Genomic DNA, 16133 nt, shown 5'->3' with positions numbered 1-16133 from the left:
GGCGCTCGGCGCGCCCGTCCATCGCCCTTCGCTTCCGTCGTCGCCTGCGGGCGCGCAGCCGGGCAGGTGCCGGCCACAAGGGATTCTCCCATGTTCACCGTCGACCACTCCCTCCATCTGGCTGTCCCTCTGGCGCGGGTCTGGCGGCTGCTCGCGGACGTCGATCGCTATCGGGACTGGCACCCGTTCATCATCCTCAAGCGCGATCCCGACCAACCCCGCAAGATGACCTACACCTATCGCAGGCGCGGTGCGGACCAATTCTCGGTGGAAACCGAAATCTCGAAGCTCGACCGCCATCACATCATCGCCTGGCGCGTCGGGGTTCGCTGGCTGCTCGAAATCGAGGAGAGCTTCATCGTCTCCAAGGAATTGCAAGGCACCCATCTGGTGCATGGCATGTGCTGCACCGGCTTCCTGTCCTTCCTTCTCTGGCCGCTGTTCCGGCGCGGGCTGCGCAACGTCCTCATGCTGACCGACAGGTCGCTCGCGGCGCACCTCAAGCGCGCGACGACGATCGCGCGATACTCCCAAGCAAAGCGCGGGTTGTAGCCGAAGGCGCGACGGCGTCCGCCCTCCACCACAGCGATGCCCACAATTTCCTTTCAAAAGCAGGAGCATATCATGGTCGATAATCCAGCCCATCAAGGACTTTCCTGTCCCGTTTGTCGTGTCGATCTCGTGATGAGCGACAGGCAAGGCATCGAAATCGATTACTGCCCACAATGCCGGGGCGTGTGGCTCGATCGCGGCGAACTCGACAAGATCATCGAGCGTAGCCTTGCCGGAGCCCCCGGCGGATCGCCTTCCGGCACTCGCGACGATCGCTACTACGGCGACGAACGCGGGCATGGCCATGGCTCACGCGGACGGCATGGTCGCAGAAGCTTTCTGCGGGATCTCTTCGATTGAGCTGCAAGGATCGGCCGCCCACGGGATCAGCCCCCCCTCGTGCGAGAACGGCCCGCGCCATGGGTGCCCCTACACCCATGGCGAACGATTCCGAAACGGGAGAACGATCGGCAGGACGCGCAGGATGAGCGGCGCATTTTGTCTCCGTCTCGTCCTGGGCGCGCTCGCGCTGGTGGGAGCGACGGGCTTGTCAGGTTGTTCGTCCGAACCGGATAGCGGCGACAGGTCGGGACAGAAGGACGCGTTCGCCCGGTCACCGATCGGCAGTCACCTCTACACCTGTTCCGACGGCTCGAATGTCGAAGTCGATTTCCTCGAAGACGGCTTGACGATCGATCTCAGGACGCTGCCGAATGGCGCGCCGGAACGGCTGACCGCGCCCGCCAGCGGCGTTCCGTTCGTCGGCGAGAACGTCAATGTTGCGCTTTCGGACGGTGCGAGGATGACCGTGATCCGCACCGATGAGAAGGCCGTCACCTGTCGGCGGGCGAACCGCACGGGAAGCCAGCATCCTCATGCGTCCCCTGATCCGCGCCCGTCGGGCGGCGAAAAGGCCACCAACCCATTCCAGAAAGGATGAGCGATGATCCAGAAGCTCCGGCTCGATATTCCGCTTTTGCTGCCAGATGTCACCGATGTCGCGGATGCCTGCGTGACGCGCCTGATCGGTTCGCTCGAAAGCCGCGAGGGCGTCGACGAGATCCATGCGGTCAAGTCGTTTGGAAGCGAACCGGCCAAGCTGTGCATCCATTTCGAGCCCGACCTTGTATCTCTCCAGCGCATTCGCGAGCTGGCGAATGCGGCGGGAGCCGATCTCGCCGAGCGCTTCGGCCATATTGGCTGGGACGTCGAAGGCATAACGCACCAGCGCCGCGCACGAACCGTCACCGAGCAGCTCCGGGCCATTGACGGCGTGCTTGAGGCTGAGGCCAATATGGCGGGCGTGGTCCGGGTCGAGTTCGATCGCACGCGGACGGACGAAGATGCCCTCAAGGATCGCTTGACCGCGATGGGTGTGCGGCTCCGGACCTCCACGCTGGGCATCGAACAGGCCGTTGAGCCCCGTCCCGGCAACGATAATGACGCGGCGGTTGGCAAGGCCCACGCCCATGCCCACGGCGCCGGTGAAAAGCAAGACCATGACCACGAACACACGCATAGCGGCATCTTCGGCGCCAATACGGAGCTGATCTTCGCGCTGGCGTGCGGTGCGCTGCTCGGGATCGGCTACGCCATTGAAAAGCTGGTCGCGGGGGCGCCGGGTTGGGTGCCGACGGCATTCTATATCGCGGCCTATTTCTTCGGCGGCTTCTTCACCCTGCGCGAAGCGATCGACAATCTCAGGCTGCGCAAGTTCGAGATCGACACGCTCATGCTGGTCGCGGCCGCCGGCGCGGCGGCGCTGGGCGCGTTCGCGGAAGGCGCGCTGCTGCTGTTCCTGTTCAGCTTGGGTCACGCGCTGGAGCATTATGCCATGGGCCGGGCCAAGCGGGCGATCGAGGCGCTGGCCGAACTCGCGCCCCGCACCGCGACGGTCCGGGACGTGGACGGGAGCACGCGCGAGGCGGCGGTCGAAGACCTCAAGGTCGGCGAAATCGTGGTGGTCAAGCCCGATGAGCGGGTCGCGGCCGACGGTTTCATCATCAAGGGTATCACCGCGATCAACCAGGCGCCGGTGACGGGCGAGAGTATGCCGGTCGACAAGCGGCCGGTGATGGACGATGCGGCCGCGCGGGCCAATCCCGATCGGGTCGATGCCGCGAGCCGGGTCTTTGCCGGCACGATCAATGGCAGCGGACTTGTCGAGATCGAAGTGACGCGCCTGTCCAGCGAAAGCACGCTGGCGAAGGTCATCAAGCTGGTAAGCGAGGCGGAGACGCAGAAGTCGCCGACGCAGCGTTTCACCGACAGGTTCGAACGATATTTCGTGCCGATCGTGCTCGGCCTTGCTTTCGTCCTGCTGTTCGCCTGGGTGGTGGTCGACGAGCCGTTTCGCGACAGCTTCTACCGTTCGATGGCGGTCCTTGTGGCGGCGAGCCCTTGCGCGCTGGCCATCGCCACTCCCAGCGCGGTCCTGTCGGGCGTGGCCCGAGCGGCGCGGGGCGGGGTGCTCGTTAAGGGCGGTGCCCCACTCGAACTGCTTGGCTCACTCAACGCCATCGCTTTCGACAAGACGGGCACGCTGACCAAGGGCGAGCCGCGCATCCAGCAGATTATTCCCGCGCCTGGCGTGGACAAGCAGGAGCTTATGGCGATTGCCGTCGCGGTCGAATCCTTGAGCGATCATCCGCTGGCGCAAGCGATCGCGCGCGACGGCCGGGATCATGTTGGAGACCGTTCCATCCCGCAGGCCGAAAGCCTGAAGAGCCTGACGGGTCGCGGCGTCTCGGCCCTTGTCGGCGAGGACGAAATCCTCATCGGCAAGGCCGAGATGTTCGGCGCTGACGGCATCCCGCCGCTGTCGCAGGGGATGAAGGACGCGATCGAAACCCTGAGAGTGGCAGGCCAGACCAGCATGGTGGTCCGGCGCGATCAACAGGATCTCGGCGCAATCGGTCTCATGGACACGCCGCGCCGGGCCGCGAAGGATGCGATCGATCGGCTGCGTCGGATCGGGATCGAACGCATGATCATGATCTCGGGCGATCATCAACGGGTCGCCGAGGCGATCGCCAAGGAGGTCGGCATCGACGAGGCATGGGGTGATCTCATGCCCGAAGATAAGGTTGCGGCGATCAAGAAGCTCCGCGCCGAAACCAGGGTCGCGATGGTCGGCGATGGCGTGAACGACGCGCCGGCGATGGCGAGCGCCACGGTCGGGATCGCGATGGGCGCGGCGGGTTCGGACGTCGCGCTGGAAACGGCCGATGTCGCGCTGATGGCCGACGATCTGTCGCACCTGCCTTTTGCGGTGGGCCTCAGCCGCACCACCCGCTCGGTGATCCGGCAGAATGTGTTCGTCAGCCTCGGCGTCGTCGCCTTGCTCGTCCCGGCCACGATCCTCGGGCTCGGTATCGGCCCGGCGGTGGCGGTGCATGAAGGATCGACGCTGCTCGTGGTGTTCAATGCCCTCCGGCTGCTGGCCTATCGCGATGCGGAGGGTCGGCGATGAACAGACCCAGGGCTGAAGCTCGCGACACCCTCCCGACCTGGATGGGGTCTTCCCTATGACGATTCCACCGTGGTCCGAAGCCCTCACGCATATCTTCAGCCTGGCGATCGCCTATACCCTCGCGCTGCCGGTAGGCTGGGATCGCGAGAAGGACGAACGGAGCGCCGGCATCCGAACCTTTCCGCTGGTCGCGATCGCGAGTTGCGGCTTCGTGCTCGTCGGCATCGCGATCCTCGGCCGCACCTCGCCGGCACAAGCGCGCCTGCTGGAGGGCTTGATTACCGGCGTCGGCTTCATCGGTGGCGGCGCGATCTTGAAGCATGGCGGGAAAGCGTCGGGCACGGCGACTGCCGCCAGCCTGTGGGCGACGGGCGCGCTGGGCGCGGCGGTAGGTTACGGCCTTTACGACATTGCACTGGTGCTCAGCCTGACCACCTTCCTGACGCTGCGCTGCTCGCGTCCGCTCAAGCGCGCCACCCATGACGACATCGACGCATCGGACAGCCGGTGAAGCATATCTGGTCCTCCGATGCCCGCTTGAAGCGGCGCTTGCGGGTTCTGGTCGATCGCGCTCGGGCCGATCAGCCTTTGGCCGATCCCCAAGTGGACAAGGAGAGCCGGCATGTGCGGCTCGACCGCTGGGCCACACTGCTGAACCGCGACCCCCACCAGATTATCGGGCTTCTTTCCCCATCATGGGCCGGTGGGGACAAGCGCGGGCCGCTCTCCCCAAGCCCGAGCGCGATCGATGTCGCATGGGAAGATCCAATCCTGCGCGTCATGGGTCTGAAGAGCCGTGCGCGCGATGATGTGAAGGCATTTTTCGGTCTGTCGGATGCCGAGCTGGACCGGATCGTCGCGGGGTCCTGGTGCATTCGGCTGCGGCCCGCCTGGCAGGTTGCCGCGCGCATAAGGAATGTCGGCGATCCGCGGGCGGAAAGGCTGGTCCTGGCGGGGGTCACAGCAATCATCCTGATCTTCGTCGCCGCCGTCCAATGGCTGCGATGAAGGGTCTGTTCCGATGGAAGGTCTGATGTCAGCGATACCCCATCCCCTGCTTGCCGATGGCGCCTCCATAGGCGATGCGACATGAAGTGGCTGATCGTCTTCGATCTCGACGGCACCCTTGCCGAGAGCAAGCGCCCATTGTCGGCCGAAATGGCGGCGTTGCTCGCCCGTCTGCTCGCGCTGGCAGACGTCGCGGTGATCTCCGGGGGCGATTGGCCGCAATTCTATAAGCAGATCGCCTCGCGATTGCCGGCTGACGCCGCGCGCGAGCGATTATGGCTGATGCCGACCACCGGCACCAAGCTTTACCGCTTCATCAACGGTGAGTGGCGCGCGGTCTTTGCGGATCTGTTCGATGAGGCGGAGAAGGTGAAGATCCGTGCAGCCTTTGACCGCGCGCTGTCGGCGGCGGGGCTCGCCAGCGAACGGACTTGGGGAGAGCGGATCGAGGATCGGGGAAGCCAGATTACCTTTTCTGGCCTGGGCCAGAACGCACCATTGCGAGCAAAGAAGGGCTGGGACCCGAACCGCGCCAAGCGCACCGCCCTTCAAGAGACGCTTCGCGCGGCGCTGCCGGGCCTGTCGGTCAATCTCGGCGGCACTACGTCGATCGATGTGACGCGCGAAGGTGTGGACAAAGGCTACGGCCTGAAGCGGCTGAGCGAGGAAAGCGGCGTGCCGCTGGCGGGAATGCTGTTCCTCGGCGATGCCATCTATCCGGGCGGCAACGACTATCCCGCCGCGCAAACCGGCGTGGACGTGGTGAAGGTGCGCGATGTCGATGAGACCGCAGCCGTCATGTCAGCGATCATTGCATGTCTGAAGCGCTGAGCCTCGCTGCCGTTGCTCGCCGTGCCCAAGGCATCGCGATTGCTTGCCTTTCGGAACAATGGAGATACGCCATGAACTCATTCCCAAGATTGGTCTGGATTGCCCTACCACTTGTCGCGGCAAGCCCCGCGCAGGGTGAAACTCTGCGTGAAGCGTTGATTTATGCCTATCGCACCAATCCCAGCCTGACCGGAGCGCGGGCTGGTTTGCGTGCCACGGATGAAGGTGTGCCGATCGCCAAGGCGGCAGGGCGTCCGGCATTGAGCGCGACCGCCGACTATCAGGAATTTGTCGTGCGCTCGGCCAACAGTTTCTCCGCGCCCTTGCGGGCCGCGAGCGCGAACGCCAACCTGTCGCTTCCGCTCTATCAGGGCGGCCGCGTCAAGAACGCGATCCGCGCGGCCGATGCGCGCGTGGAATCGGGTCGTGCAAACCTGCGCTTCACCGAAGCCGATCTCTTCACGGCCATCGTCTCTGTTTACATGGACGTGATGCGCGATGAAACGATCGTAGGCTTCAACCGCCGCAATGTCGCGGTCCTCGAAACCAACCTTCAGGCCACGCGGGACCGCTTCGAGGTCGGGGATCTGACCCGCACCGATGTCGCGCAATCCGAAGCACGCCTTGCCGTGGCCCAAGGCCAGCTCGAAACGGCACTCGCGCAACTCGATACCAGCCTGGAAAATTATCTCCGTTTCGTCGGCTTGCCCGCGCGCGATCTGGAACCACCGCCCGCGCTGCCGGGTCTCCCGCAATCACCTGCCGATGCTGTCGCCATCGCCGTTGAGAACAATCCCCAGCTTGTCGCGGCCAAGGCCGATGCCAGGGCGGCGCGCTACGACGTCCGCGTCGCGGCCGCCTCGCGCCTGCCAACGCTCTCGGTTGTGGGAAGCAGCGGCTACAACAATTATTTGGGCACGCTCGCCGGCAATATTCCCGGACGTGTGTTCCAGCAGGCTCAAACCACGGCGACCATCGGGCTTTCAGCGACGATCCCGCTCTATCAAGGCGGCCTGCCCGCCGCCCAAGTGCGGCGGGCGACCGCGCTCGAAAGCCAGGCGATCGAGCAAATCATCTTCATCGAACGGCGCGTCGTTGCCGAAGCGCGTGCCGCCTATTCGCGCTATCTGGCCGCGCAGACGGTGATCCAATCCTCCAAGACTGCAATCGCGGCCAACACGCTCGCCCTGGAGGGGGTCCGGGCGGAAAACAGCGTCGGCACACGCAATGTCCTCGACGTGCTCAACGCAGAACAGGAACTGCTCAACAGCCGTGTGCAGCTCGTCACCGCCGAGCGCGACGCGTATGTTGCCGGATTCACACTGTTGGCCGCGATGGGGCGGGCCGAAGCGCGCGACCTCAATCTCTTCGGCGGCACACTGTTCGAACCTGGTTTCAGATGATCGCCATCCGGCACCGGGCGTCTGCCCCATGTCGGATCGGCGCGCCCACGCTCGTATGCACCTACAGTCGAAAGGAGATTGCCGTGACATACCCCTCCAAGGATGCCGACTTTCCGCGCCGTGTCGCGCTGAGGCGAAGCCTTGTTCTACTGGCTTTGTCGTGCGCCGCGTTGCTTGCCGGATGCTCCGGCACCGATACAGCCGATACATCCAGCACGAACCAGAATGAGGCGCCGCCCGTTGCGATGCCGCCACCGATCATTGCGAGCCATACCTATCGGTGCGTCGGCGGCGACGTCATTTACGTGGATTTTCTCAAGGACGAACGGTCGATCAATGTAAGGCGGGGATCTTCCGGCCCGTCAGCGCGGCTGACCGCTCCCGCTCCCGACAGCGCCTATGCCGGAAATGACATGACCCTCACCGTGTCCGGCAAGGACATCGATGTTCGTGAACCGGGAAAGCCATCACGTAAATGCACGCGGGCCTGAAGGCTGTAGGGGGTTTTGATGCCAGCGCTCGCCTATACGATCATCCCGGTGGTGGCCGTCATCGCCGGGGCGCTCCTGTCGCTGCTGCGCAAACCGGGCGCGAGCTTTGTCAGCGCCATGCAGCACCTTGCCGCCGGCGTGGTGTTCGCGGCGGCCGCGACCGAAATCCTCCCGCAGATCAAGCATGATGCCGCTCCGGTCGCAACGCTTATCGGCGGCGCGATCGGCGTCGGGGCCATGCTGCTGCTGAAAGCGCTGGAGGAAAGAGCTACGGGCTCGCTGGCGATGGTGGGAGCCGTCGCCATCGACATCCTTGTCGACGGCCTGGTGCTGGGCCTCGCGTTCCTCGCCGGTGCAAAAGCGGGCCTGCTGCTGACGATCGCGCTCACGCTGGAGGTCATGTTCCTCGGCGTGACCGTCACGAGCGACCTGCGCGAGAAGGTGGTCGCGGCCTGGAAGGTAGTCGCGATTGTAGCGGCGATTGGAATGCTTCTGCCAGTCGGGGCGGTCCTCGCGACGCCGGTGGCGGTGCTGCCGCAACCGATGATCGTCGCTTTCCTGAGCTTTGGTCTGATGGCCTTGCTCTATCTCGTGACGGAGGAGTTGCTGGTCGACGCACACGAAAGACCCGACAGCCCGCTCATCAGCGGCATGTTCTTCGCGGGCTTCCTCGGACTGCTCATCATCGAGGAGCTTATGTGAGCGCGGCCAATGGAGAAAATAGCTCATCGGGCAAAACAGCATGGCTAGCGGCCCCGCGTCGGCGAGATCGCTTTGAGGGTAGCGAGGCGGCGGCTTTCTGCTGAGATAATCCAATATTCGGCCGTCCGGTTTCTCGAAGTATCGCGAAGCATCACGATAGGTTATTACATAACCGATACCGATATTCATACCATTCCGCGACAGTAACGCTGCGCTGCTTGTCCGAGATACTGGCCGTTGGAGCGCAAATAAATGGGGTTGTTCCATTTATCGCGCAGATTGCCGATTTACCCGTGACACAGCGGCTCATCTCGATTATCGGGCTAGCCATGATCCGCAAGGGGTTCCTCATCATTTGCCTGATGATGGCGTCGCTCGTCACAACGACGATCGTGCACGCGCGCGAACTCCCCGGCGTCGTGACGCTCGAATGCTCCGGAACGGTTCGCGCTGAACCCGAGGAAAGCAGCAAGCCGTCGCCCGGTGATTCGGACAAGGCGGCGTTCGAGCATCATGGTTGCCATAATGCGTCTTCCATGATGCTCGGAAGTGCCCCTGCGGATGAGATGGTCATGCGTCCCCAGCGGGCTTATCCCTTTTTGCAGGTCGCGGCACTCTTGCCACGCGACACCGGACCCGGATTGCGCCCTCCCATAGCCTGACTGAGCGGTAACGATGTCCGCGCCCTGAATTTTCGGGGCGGCGGATTCTACACGTCTCAGTTCAGGATTCCTTATCATGCATCGTTTGATCGCAGCCGCATTGGCTGCGGCGTCCTGCGCCACGATCGCGCAGGCGCAGACCGCGCCGCCCGTGGAGGCGGGCGCAACTCTTAGTCTCGACCAGGCATTGTCGATGGCCGGTGCGACCGCGCCGTCGCTCGACGCGGCCGAAGCCGATATTCGCACGGCTCAGGCTGCGCGCACCGTCGCGGGCCTGCGACCGAATCCCGGCATCACGGTGGAAGCCGAGAATGTGGCAGGCAGCGGCATTTATCGTGGCACCGAGAATCTGGAGGCAACGACAACCTTTGCCTTGCCGATCGAGCTGGGCGGCAAGCGCTCGGCCCGGATCGGGGTTGCCGACGCCCGTTCCAAGCGGACCCTCATTCAGGCGGCGATCACCCAGGCCGATTTGCGGCTCTCGGTCATCCAGGCTTACGCCGAGGCGGCCGCGGCCGAGCAGCGCCTGTTGACGGCGCGCGATCAGGCCCGGATCGCGGCGGAAGGGCTGCGCGCCGCTGAGGTCCGCGTGCAGGCGGGGCGTGCGTCCCCCATTGAAGTGCAACGGGCCGACGTCGCCCGGATCAACGCCGATGCCGAAGTCGAGCGGACCCAGCGGCTTGTCGAGGTCGCCCGCTATTCGCTGTCGCGCATCATCGGCGCGCCGACCGTCGGGAATCTGGATGCCGGGTGGTTTGCCCGCGTGCAATCCGCTTATGGTCCCATGCAGGATATCGAGAGCGCCGGCACGCTCGCCATGGCGGCGGCTGATGCCGATCTGGCGGTCGCCGATGCCGGGGTGCGGCTTGCTCGGGCACAGCGGGTTCCCGATCTGACGGTGGGCGCGGGCGCGCGTTACATTCGCGAGACCGGCGATACGGCGGCGCTGTTCAGCCTGTCGATTCCCTTGCCCCTGTTCAACAATGGCCGGGCCGCGCTCGCGCAGGCGTCCTCGGAACGCGTGCGCGCGGATGCACAGCGCCGTGTCACGGCGCTGGAAGTCGACCAGGCCATCGCACGTGCGCAGGCCGATGCTGCGAATGCGGCGACGACTGCCGCGACCGCGAGCGGTCCAGCCTTGCGGGCGTCGGAGGAAGCGGCCCGGATCGCCCGCATCGGTTATCGTGAGGGCAAATTCGGGCAGCTCGAACTGCTCGATGCGGAACGCACGCTGTCCGAAACCCGGCGCGCCGCGATCGACGCGCTGCTGAACTATCATAGCGCACTGGCGCAGCTTGAACGGCTGACCGTTCGCGCGCCCGACCTTCAGGGGAATTGATCATGAAAAGATCCATCAAGGCGGCGCTGCCGCTGACACTTGCCGCGTTGCTGATGGCGGGATGCTCCGGCGGCGATCCAGCGCCGGAAGAAGCGAAGAAAGCGGAATCAGGCGAGAAGGCCGGACATGCCGACGAAGAAGGCGAAATCGACCTTAGCCCGCAACAGATCAAGACCGCGGGGATCGAACTGGTGCGCGCCATTCGCAGCGGTGGCGGTGCGTTGACATTGCCCGCGACGATCGAAGGTGATCCGCAAGGAATGCAGGTCGTCTCGGCCGCGATCGGGGGTCGCGTTGTCTCGCTGACCCGCAATCTCGGTCAATCGGTAGGGCGCGGTCAGACATTGGCCATCATCGAAAGCCGCGAAGCGGCTTCGCTCAATGCGGAGATCGAAGCGGCGCGGGCGCGACTGTCGCTCGCCGAAACCAATCTGCGCCGCGAGCAAAGGCTGTTCAATGAACGGGTTTCGCCCGAACAGGATCTGATCGCCGCGCGCACGGCAGCGACTGAAGCGCGCATTGCCCTGCGTCTCGCCCAACAGCAGGTCGCTGCCGCCGGAGGTGGCGGCGGAACGCTTAACCGGATCGCCGTCGCATCCCCGTTGTCGGGGCAGGTCGTGGCGCGCAGCGTAACGCTCGGGCAGACCGTTGCGGCCGATGCCGAGCTGTTTCGCGTGGCGAACCTTTCACGGGTCGCCGTGACGCTGGCGCTCTCGCCAGCGGATGCCGGCAAGGTGCGGCCCGGTTCCGAGATCGAGATCGTCGCAGGCGATCGCAAGACCGTGGCGCGGGTCGATTTCGTCTCGCCCATTCTCAACGAGACCACGCGCCTCGCGACCGTAATCGCCATCATCGACAACCGTTCGGGTCAGTGGCGCGTGGGCGAGCCGGTAACGGCTTCGATCCAGTTGCCGGGTGGCGGGGCTGCATCGGTGCTGGTTCCGCAAAGCGCGATCCAGACGGTCGAGGGACGGCCGACGGTCTTCGTCCGCACCGATCATGGTTTCAAGGCGGTGCCCGTCACGCTCGGAAATCCCAGCGGCGACAATGTGGTCGTGACGTCGGGCCTCCAGGGCAATGAACAGCTTGCCGGGCCGAACAGCTTCACCCTCAAGGCCGAACTTGGAAAAGGCGAAGCGGAGCACGGGCACTGATCATGATTGACCGCATTGTAACATTGTCTGTCGAGCGGCGCTGGTTCGTGCTGCTCATGACGCTCATCGCCATGGTGATCGGAGGCTGGGCGATCGCGCGCCTGCCGATCGACGCCGTTCCCGACATCACCAACAATCAGGTGCAGGTGAACATCACTGCGCCTGCGCTCTCGCCCGAGCTGGTCGAAAAGCAGATCGCCTTCCCGATCGAAAATGCGCTCGCCGGGGTTCCGGGCCTCGAATATACGCGGTCGCTGAGCCGCAACGGCTTCGCGCAGGTCACGGCGGTCTTCACCGAATCGACCGACATCTATTTCGCGCGCCAGCAGGTCGCCGAACGGTTGCGCGTCGCGGAAGAAAGCCTGCCCGAAGGAGCGACCCCAACCATGGGGCCGATCGCGACGGGTCTTGGCGAGGTCTATATGTGGACCATCCACCTCGAACATCGCAAGGGGGACGAACATAAGCCCGGTCAACCGGGGCTTCAGCCGGATGGCAGCTACATCACGCCTGAAGGCGACCGGCTTGTCAGCGAAGCCGACAAGGCGACCTATCTGCGCACGACGCAGGACTGGATCGTCGCCCCGCTGCTCAGGAACACGCCGGGCCTGGCAGGCGTCGATTCTATCGGCGGCTATGTGAAGCAATTCCAAGTCATTCCCGATATGCAGCGCCTCGCCGCGATTGGCATGAACCTCACGGATCTGGCGCAGGCGCTGGAACAGAACAATGTCGGTGTCGGCGCGGGCGTGGTCGATCGTGGTGGCGAAGGGCTCGCCGTTCGGTCGGACGCGCGCATTCGCAATATCGGAGAGTTGGGCGGCACCGTCATCGCCACGCGCGAGGGAACGCCGATCCGGCTCGATCAGGTGGCGCAAGTCCGCCTTGGCCAAGCCATCCGCTATGGCTCCGCGTCGGAAAACGGCAAGGAAGTGGTGGTTGGCACCGCGATCATGCGGATTGGCGAGAACAGCCGGACGGTTGCCTCGGCGGTCGCGGACCGGCTCGACGAGATCAATGCCTCGATGCCGACCGATGTGGTTGTCCAACCCGTGCTCAATCGCACGGCGCTGGTGAACTCCACGATCAAGACAGTGGCGAAGAATCTGACCGAAGGGGCGCTTCTCGTCATCGTCGTGCTGTTCTTGCTGCTCGGCAATTTCCGTGCTGCGCTGATCGCGGCGCTGGTGATCCCCATCACCATGCTGATGACCAGCTTCGGGATGCTGCGCGGCGGCGTGTCGGCGAACCTGATGAGCCTTGGCGCGCTCGATTTCGGTCTGATCGTCGACGGCGCGGTCATCATCGTCGAAAATGCGCTCAGGCGCATCGCCGAACGCCAGCATCATCTTGGGCGCACTCTGACGGTCGAGGAACGGCTTAATTCGGTCGCGCGCGCCGCGCGTGAAATGATCCGGCCATCGGTCTTCGGTCAGGCGATTATCATCCTCGTCTATGTCCCGCTGCTGACCCTGAGTGGAGTCGAAGGCAAGACATTCACGCCGATGGCGCTGACCGTCATCATCGCGCTCGTCTGCGCCTTCGTGCTGTCGCTGACCTTCGTGCCGGCGATGCTCGCCATCTGGCTCTCGAAGCCGGTGGAGGAGAAGGAAGGCCGGATCATGTCCTGGCTCAAGCGCAAATATGAGCCGGGCCTTGATCGGGCGATGAAGCGTCCGACGCTCACCATTGGGGTCGGCGTCGGCGCATTCCTTGCCACAATCCTGACCTTCTCGTTCCTGGGGCAGGAGTTCTTGCCCCAGCTCGACGAGGGCGATCTGACCGCGCAAGTTCTGCGCGTTCCCGGAACGTCGGTTGACCAGAGCCAGGCCATGCAATCGCGGATCGAGCGGGAGATCGCCAAGCTTCCCGAAGTGCGGTTCGTCTTCTCCAAGACCGGCACGGCCGAATTGGCGGCCGATCCGATGCCCCCCAACATCTCCGACACCTTCATCATCATGAAGCCCAAGGACGAATGGCCAGACAGCGGCCTCTCCAAAGCCGAACTGGTGGCAAAGGTCGAAAAGGTGCTGGAGGGCGTTCCGGGGGGCGCTTTCGAAATCAGCCAACCGATCCAGATGCGTTTCAACGAGCTGATCGCGGGCGTGCGCGGCGACATCGCGATCAAGGTGTTCGGCGACGATTTCGACGACATGAACGCCACTGCCAACCAGATCGCGGCGATCCTGCGCCAGACCGAAGGTGCTGCCGACGTTCGCGTCGAGCAGACCCAGGGCTTGCCGATGCTCGACATCCGCCCGCGCCGGGACATCATGTCGCGCCTTGGCATCACCGCGCAGACCGTTCAGGATACCGTGTCCGCCGCCATCGGTGGCCGCGATGCCGGGATGATCTTTGAGGGCGACCGGCGATTTGCCGTGACGATCCGTTTGTCGGACGTGGCGCGCGCCAATCTTCAGACGCTGGGACAGGTGCCGGTGCCGCTGCCGAATGGCGGGTTCGTGCCTTTGCAAAGCGTCGCGGACATTGGCGTCACGGATGGTCCGAACCAGATCAGCCGCGAGAACGGCAAGCGGCGTGTCGTCGTGCAGGCCAATGTGCGTGGCCGCGATGTTGCCGGCGTCGTTGCCGATGCCGAGGCTGCGATCGACAGCCAGGTGCGGCTTCCGAGCGGGCAATATCTCGATTGGGGCGGCCAGTTCGAGAATTTACAGTCCGCGAGCGAGCGGCTGATGCTCGTGGTTCCTGCTTGCTTCATTCTCATCCTGCTGCTGCTCTACGGCGCGCTGGGAAGCGTTCGCGATGCCGCGATCGTGTTCACGGGCGTTCCCTTGGCGCTGGTCGGGGGGGTGCTGGCGCTGTTCCTGCGCGGGATGCCGTTCTCGATCTCGGCGGCGGTAGGCTTTATCGCCTTGTCCGGGATCGCGGTTCTCAATGGCCTCGTCATGGTGACGTCGATCCAGGCGCTGATGGACGACGGGATGGGGCGGGCGAAGGCGGCTTACGAAGGCGCCATGATGCGTCTGCGTCCGGTCGTCATGACCGCGTTGGTCGCCAGCCTCGGCTTCGTGCCGATGGCGCTCGCGACCGGCTCAGGAGCCGAGGTCCAAAAGCCGCTCGCGACAGTGGTGATCGGCGGTCTCATCTCCGCCACGCTGCTCACCCTGTTCCTGCTGCCTACACTCTACGCACGCTACGGCCGCCGTCTCGACGATGAGCGAGACGAGATCGGTGCGCAGCGGACGGATGAAGGACATCATGCGGGGCCGGCAGGTGAGCCCGCGTGACGAATGTGGCCGCGCGCAGTTCGATCAGGCCGCGCGCGGCCATCAACCGACAGCCGAAGGCAGTCGGTCGGATGAAGGAGGCTGGTGAAGGTAGAGTCCTGAACAGGGTAATGCCGGATGCGGTCGCGCCTTCGAATAGAGGCTCGCGTTAGCAATGAAGGAAGAAACAACATTCGTTCTAAGCATGGCTCCGGTGAGAGTCTGGACGCATCTCGCCGATCTGGAGGCATACGAATACTGGCATCCGAGCTATCGCTTCGAAGAAGCTGCCGCCGCTGGCCGGACAATCGACCTGTCCTATGCGCTGTTCAGACGCGGCTATCGCATACGCGCGGAAGCAACAATCACGGTCTTCGATAAGCCCCACCTCATCGCATGGAGCGTCGGCATCGGCGGCGGCGTTGTATTCCGGGAGAGCTACGAACTCGAAGCGGTCGGAACGGGAACGCAGATCCGGCACGAAATCGCGTTCGAAAGCTTCGCCGGCAAGTTGGTGGGCAAGCTGTTCAGCCGGACGTTCGGGGGCACCCTGCGCTCTCAGGATCTGGCCCTTCTAAGCTACCTCAAAAAGGAATCGCGTGGTGGTGACGCCGGACTGAACCGCCATCGCCGCCGCGCGCGGAAAGCCAGGAGGACTGACAATGGTAGATGAATGCAGCGTCGACGGCGGCGCGAAGCATCGCACATTGTGGATCGTCCTGATCCTCAATCTCGGGATTTCCCTTGCCTTCTTCGCGACAGGGCTTGCGGGCGATTCCAGCGCGCTGATAGCGAACGGCGTCGACAATCTGTCCGATGCGGCGGTCTATCTTCTCAGCCTGATCGCGATCGGCCGCGGCGCTGTCTGGAAAACCCGCGCCGCCACGGTGTCGGGCGCGATGTTGCTCATCTTCGCGGTCGGCATCCTGATCGATGTCGGCCGCCGCTATGTCTATGGCAGCGAGCCCATCGGGTCTGCAATGATGCTGATGTCCGCGGTGGCAGCGGTCGTGAACTATGTGTGCCTCCGCCTGCTCCAGCGACTGGAGCAGCCCGATGTGGCGCTTCGCGCGGCGACCACGTTCAGCTTCAATGATTTCATATCGAACGGGGGCATCCTCGTCGCCGGCGCGCTGGTGCTGTGGCTCGGCACCAACTGGCCCGACCTGATCGTCGGGGTTTTGACGGGGTTCATCGCGATCAAGGGCGGCGTCGAAATTCTCAGGGACGCCCGACGCGAGGCCGCTCAGCAAGCAAGGGTTGAACCATGAAAGACCCGGCGCTGCGTCCTC

Annotated in this window: 16 protein-coding genes; all 16 read left to right on the top strand. The window is 64.3% G+C overall.

All coding sequences use genetic code 11. The features are described from left to right. Positions 1–90 precede the first annotated feature (90 nt). The 16 genes from KC8_RS03815 (at position 91) to KC8_RS03740 (ending at position 16112) form a co-directional block, all read left to right on the top strand. On the top strand, positions 91–552 hold the full coding sequence (locus KC8_RS03815) for an SRPBCC family protein (protein WP_010127321.1): 462 nt from the start codon (positions 91–93) through the stop codon (positions 550–552). A 72-nt stretch (positions 553–624) separates the two neighbouring features. Further along, positions 625–912, top strand: a complete 288-nt coding sequence (locus tag KC8_RS03810; protein ID WP_083831304.1) for a TFIIB-type zinc ribbon-containing protein — start codon at positions 625–627, stop codon at positions 910–912. 124 nt (positions 913–1036) lie between these two features. Further along, a complete protein-coding gene (locus KC8_RS03805) occupies positions 1037–1492 on the top strand; it encodes a hypothetical protein (RefSeq protein WP_010127323.1) in 456 nt (151 codons plus the stop codon). 3 nt (positions 1493–1495) lie between these two features. Continuing rightward, positions 1496–4024, top strand: coding sequence for a heavy metal translocating P-type ATPase (locus tag KC8_RS03800; protein ID WP_010127324.1), 2529 nt, complete (start codon positions 1496–1498; stop codon positions 4022–4024). A 55-nt stretch (positions 4025–4079) separates the two neighbouring features. Beyond that, positions 4080–4535, top strand: coding sequence for an MgtC/SapB family protein (locus KC8_RS03795; RefSeq protein ID WP_010127326.1), 456 nt, complete (start codon positions 4080–4082; stop codon positions 4533–4535). Between the two features lie 113 nt (positions 4536–4648). Further along, positions 4649–5032, top strand: coding sequence for a hypothetical protein (locus tag KC8_RS03790; RefSeq protein WP_232455616.1), 384 nt, complete (start codon positions 4649–4651; stop codon positions 5030–5032). A gap of 81 nt (positions 5033–5113) precedes the next feature. After that, the gene (locus KC8_RS03785; protein ID WP_010127328.1) at positions 5114–5863 is read left to right on the top strand and encodes an HAD-IIB family hydrolase; all 750 of its coding nucleotides are present in this window, start codon (positions 5114–5116) and stop codon (positions 5861–5863) included. A gap of 71 nt (positions 5864–5934) precedes the next feature. Beyond that, positions 5935–7266: a TolC family outer membrane protein gene (locus tag KC8_RS03780; RefSeq protein ID WP_232455615.1), complete on the top strand. Its 1332-nt coding sequence runs from the start codon at positions 5935–5937 to the stop codon at positions 7264–7266. Next, the gene (locus tag KC8_RS20210; RefSeq protein ID WP_232455614.1) at positions 7263–7757 is read left to right on the top strand and encodes a hypothetical protein; all 495 of its coding nucleotides are present in this window, start codon (positions 7263–7265) and stop codon (positions 7755–7757) included. Before KC8_RS03780 ends, KC8_RS20210 begins: the two co-directional genes overlap by 4 nt. 18 nt (positions 7758–7775) lie before the next feature. Then, entirely contained in the window at positions 7776–8459 is a 684-nt protein-coding gene (locus tag KC8_RS03770; protein ID WP_010127331.1) for a ZIP family metal transporter, read from the top strand. A gap of 218 nt (positions 8460–8677) precedes the next feature. Continuing rightward, positions 8678–9121, top strand: a complete 444-nt coding sequence (locus tag KC8_RS03765; RefSeq protein ID WP_223811343.1) for a hypothetical protein — start codon at positions 8678–8680, stop codon at positions 9119–9121. Positions 9122–9197: 76 nt separating this feature from the next. After that, positions 9198–10460: a TolC family protein gene (locus KC8_RS03760; RefSeq protein WP_010127334.1), complete on the top strand. Its 1263-nt coding sequence runs from the start codon at positions 9198–9200 to the stop codon at positions 10458–10460. A 2-nt stretch (positions 10461–10462) separates the two neighbouring features. Further along, the gene (locus KC8_RS03755) at positions 10463–11614 is read left to right on the top strand and encodes an efflux RND transporter periplasmic adaptor subunit (protein WP_010127335.1); all 1152 of its coding nucleotides are present in this window, start codon (positions 10463–10465) and stop codon (positions 11612–11614) included. A gap of 2 nt (positions 11615–11616) precedes the next feature. After that, positions 11617–14862 carry an efflux RND transporter permease subunit gene (locus KC8_RS03750; RefSeq protein ID WP_037496917.1) on the top strand — a complete coding sequence of 1082 codons (3246 nt, stop codon included), beginning with the start codon at positions 11617–11619 and terminating at the stop codon, positions 14860–14862. A gap of 154 nt (positions 14863–15016) precedes the next feature. After that, complete coding sequence (locus KC8_RS03745; RefSeq protein WP_010127337.1) at positions 15017–15514, top strand: SRPBCC family protein; 498 nt, start codon at positions 15017–15019, stop codon at positions 15512–15514. Continuing rightward, on the top strand, positions 15504–16112 hold the full coding sequence (locus KC8_RS03740) for a cation transporter (protein ID WP_010127338.1): 609 nt from the start codon (positions 15504–15506) through the stop codon (positions 16110–16112). Before KC8_RS03745 ends, KC8_RS03740 begins: the two co-directional genes overlap by 11 nt. Positions 16113–16133: the final 21 nt, after the last annotated feature.

Origin of the sequence: Sphingomonas sp. KC8 (assembly GCF_002151445.1) — a bacterium.
GTDB lineage: Bacteria > Pseudomonadota > Alphaproteobacteria > Sphingomonadales > Sphingomonadaceae > Sphingomonas_E.
Note: the sequence above shows the minus strand (reverse complement) of the source record. Positions and strands in the feature narration are given on the sequence as shown.

Bases quoted from the DNA above. Each gene is read 5' to 3' on its own strand.
- KC8_RS03815 (WP_010127321.1), top strand. From the start codon at position 91: ATGTTCACCGTCGACCACTCCCTCCATCTGGCTGTCCCTCTGGCGCGG.
- KC8_RS03805 (WP_010127323.1), top strand. From the start codon at position 1,037: ATGAGCGGCGCATTTTGTCTCCGTCTCGTCCTGGGCGCGCTCGCGCTG.
- KC8_RS03760 (WP_010127334.1), top strand. From the start codon at position 9,198: ATGCATCGTTTGATCGCAGCCGCATTGGCTGCGGCGTCCTGCGCCACG.
- KC8_RS03780 (WP_232455615.1), top strand. From the start codon at position 5,935: ATGAACTCATTCCCAAGATTGGTCTGGATTGCCCTACCACTTGTCGCG.
- KC8_RS03800 (WP_010127324.1), top strand. From the start codon at position 1,496: ATGATCCAGAAGCTCCGGCTCGATATTCCGCTTTTGCTGCCAGATGTC.
- KC8_RS20210 (WP_232455614.1), top strand. From the start codon at position 7,263: ATGATCGCCATCCGGCACCGGGCGTCTGCCCCATGTCGGATCGGCGCG.
- KC8_RS03795 (WP_010127326.1), top strand. From the start codon at position 4,080: ATGACGATTCCACCGTGGTCCGAAGCCCTCACGCATATCTTCAGCCTG.
- KC8_RS03745 (WP_010127337.1), top strand. From the start codon at position 15,017: ATGAAGGAAGAAACAACATTCGTTCTAAGCATGGCTCCGGTGAGAGTC.
- KC8_RS03785 (WP_010127328.1), top strand. From the start codon at position 5,114: ATGAAGTGGCTGATCGTCTTCGATCTCGACGGCACCCTTGCCGAGAGC.
- KC8_RS03750 (WP_037496917.1), top strand. From the start codon at position 11,617: ATGATTGACCGCATTGTAACATTGTCTGTCGAGCGGCGCTGGTTCGTG.
- KC8_RS03810 (WP_083831304.1), top strand. From the start codon at position 625: ATGGTCGATAATCCAGCCCATCAAGGACTTTCCTGTCCCGTTTGTCGT.
- KC8_RS03770 (WP_010127331.1), top strand. From the start codon at position 7,776: ATGCCAGCGCTCGCCTATACGATCATCCCGGTGGTGGCCGTCATCGCC.
- KC8_RS03755 (WP_010127335.1), top strand. From the start codon at position 10,463: ATGAAAAGATCCATCAAGGCGGCGCTGCCGCTGACACTTGCCGCGTTG.
- KC8_RS03740 (WP_010127338.1), top strand. From the start codon at position 15,504: ATGGTAGATGAATGCAGCGTCGACGGCGGCGCGAAGCATCGCACATTG.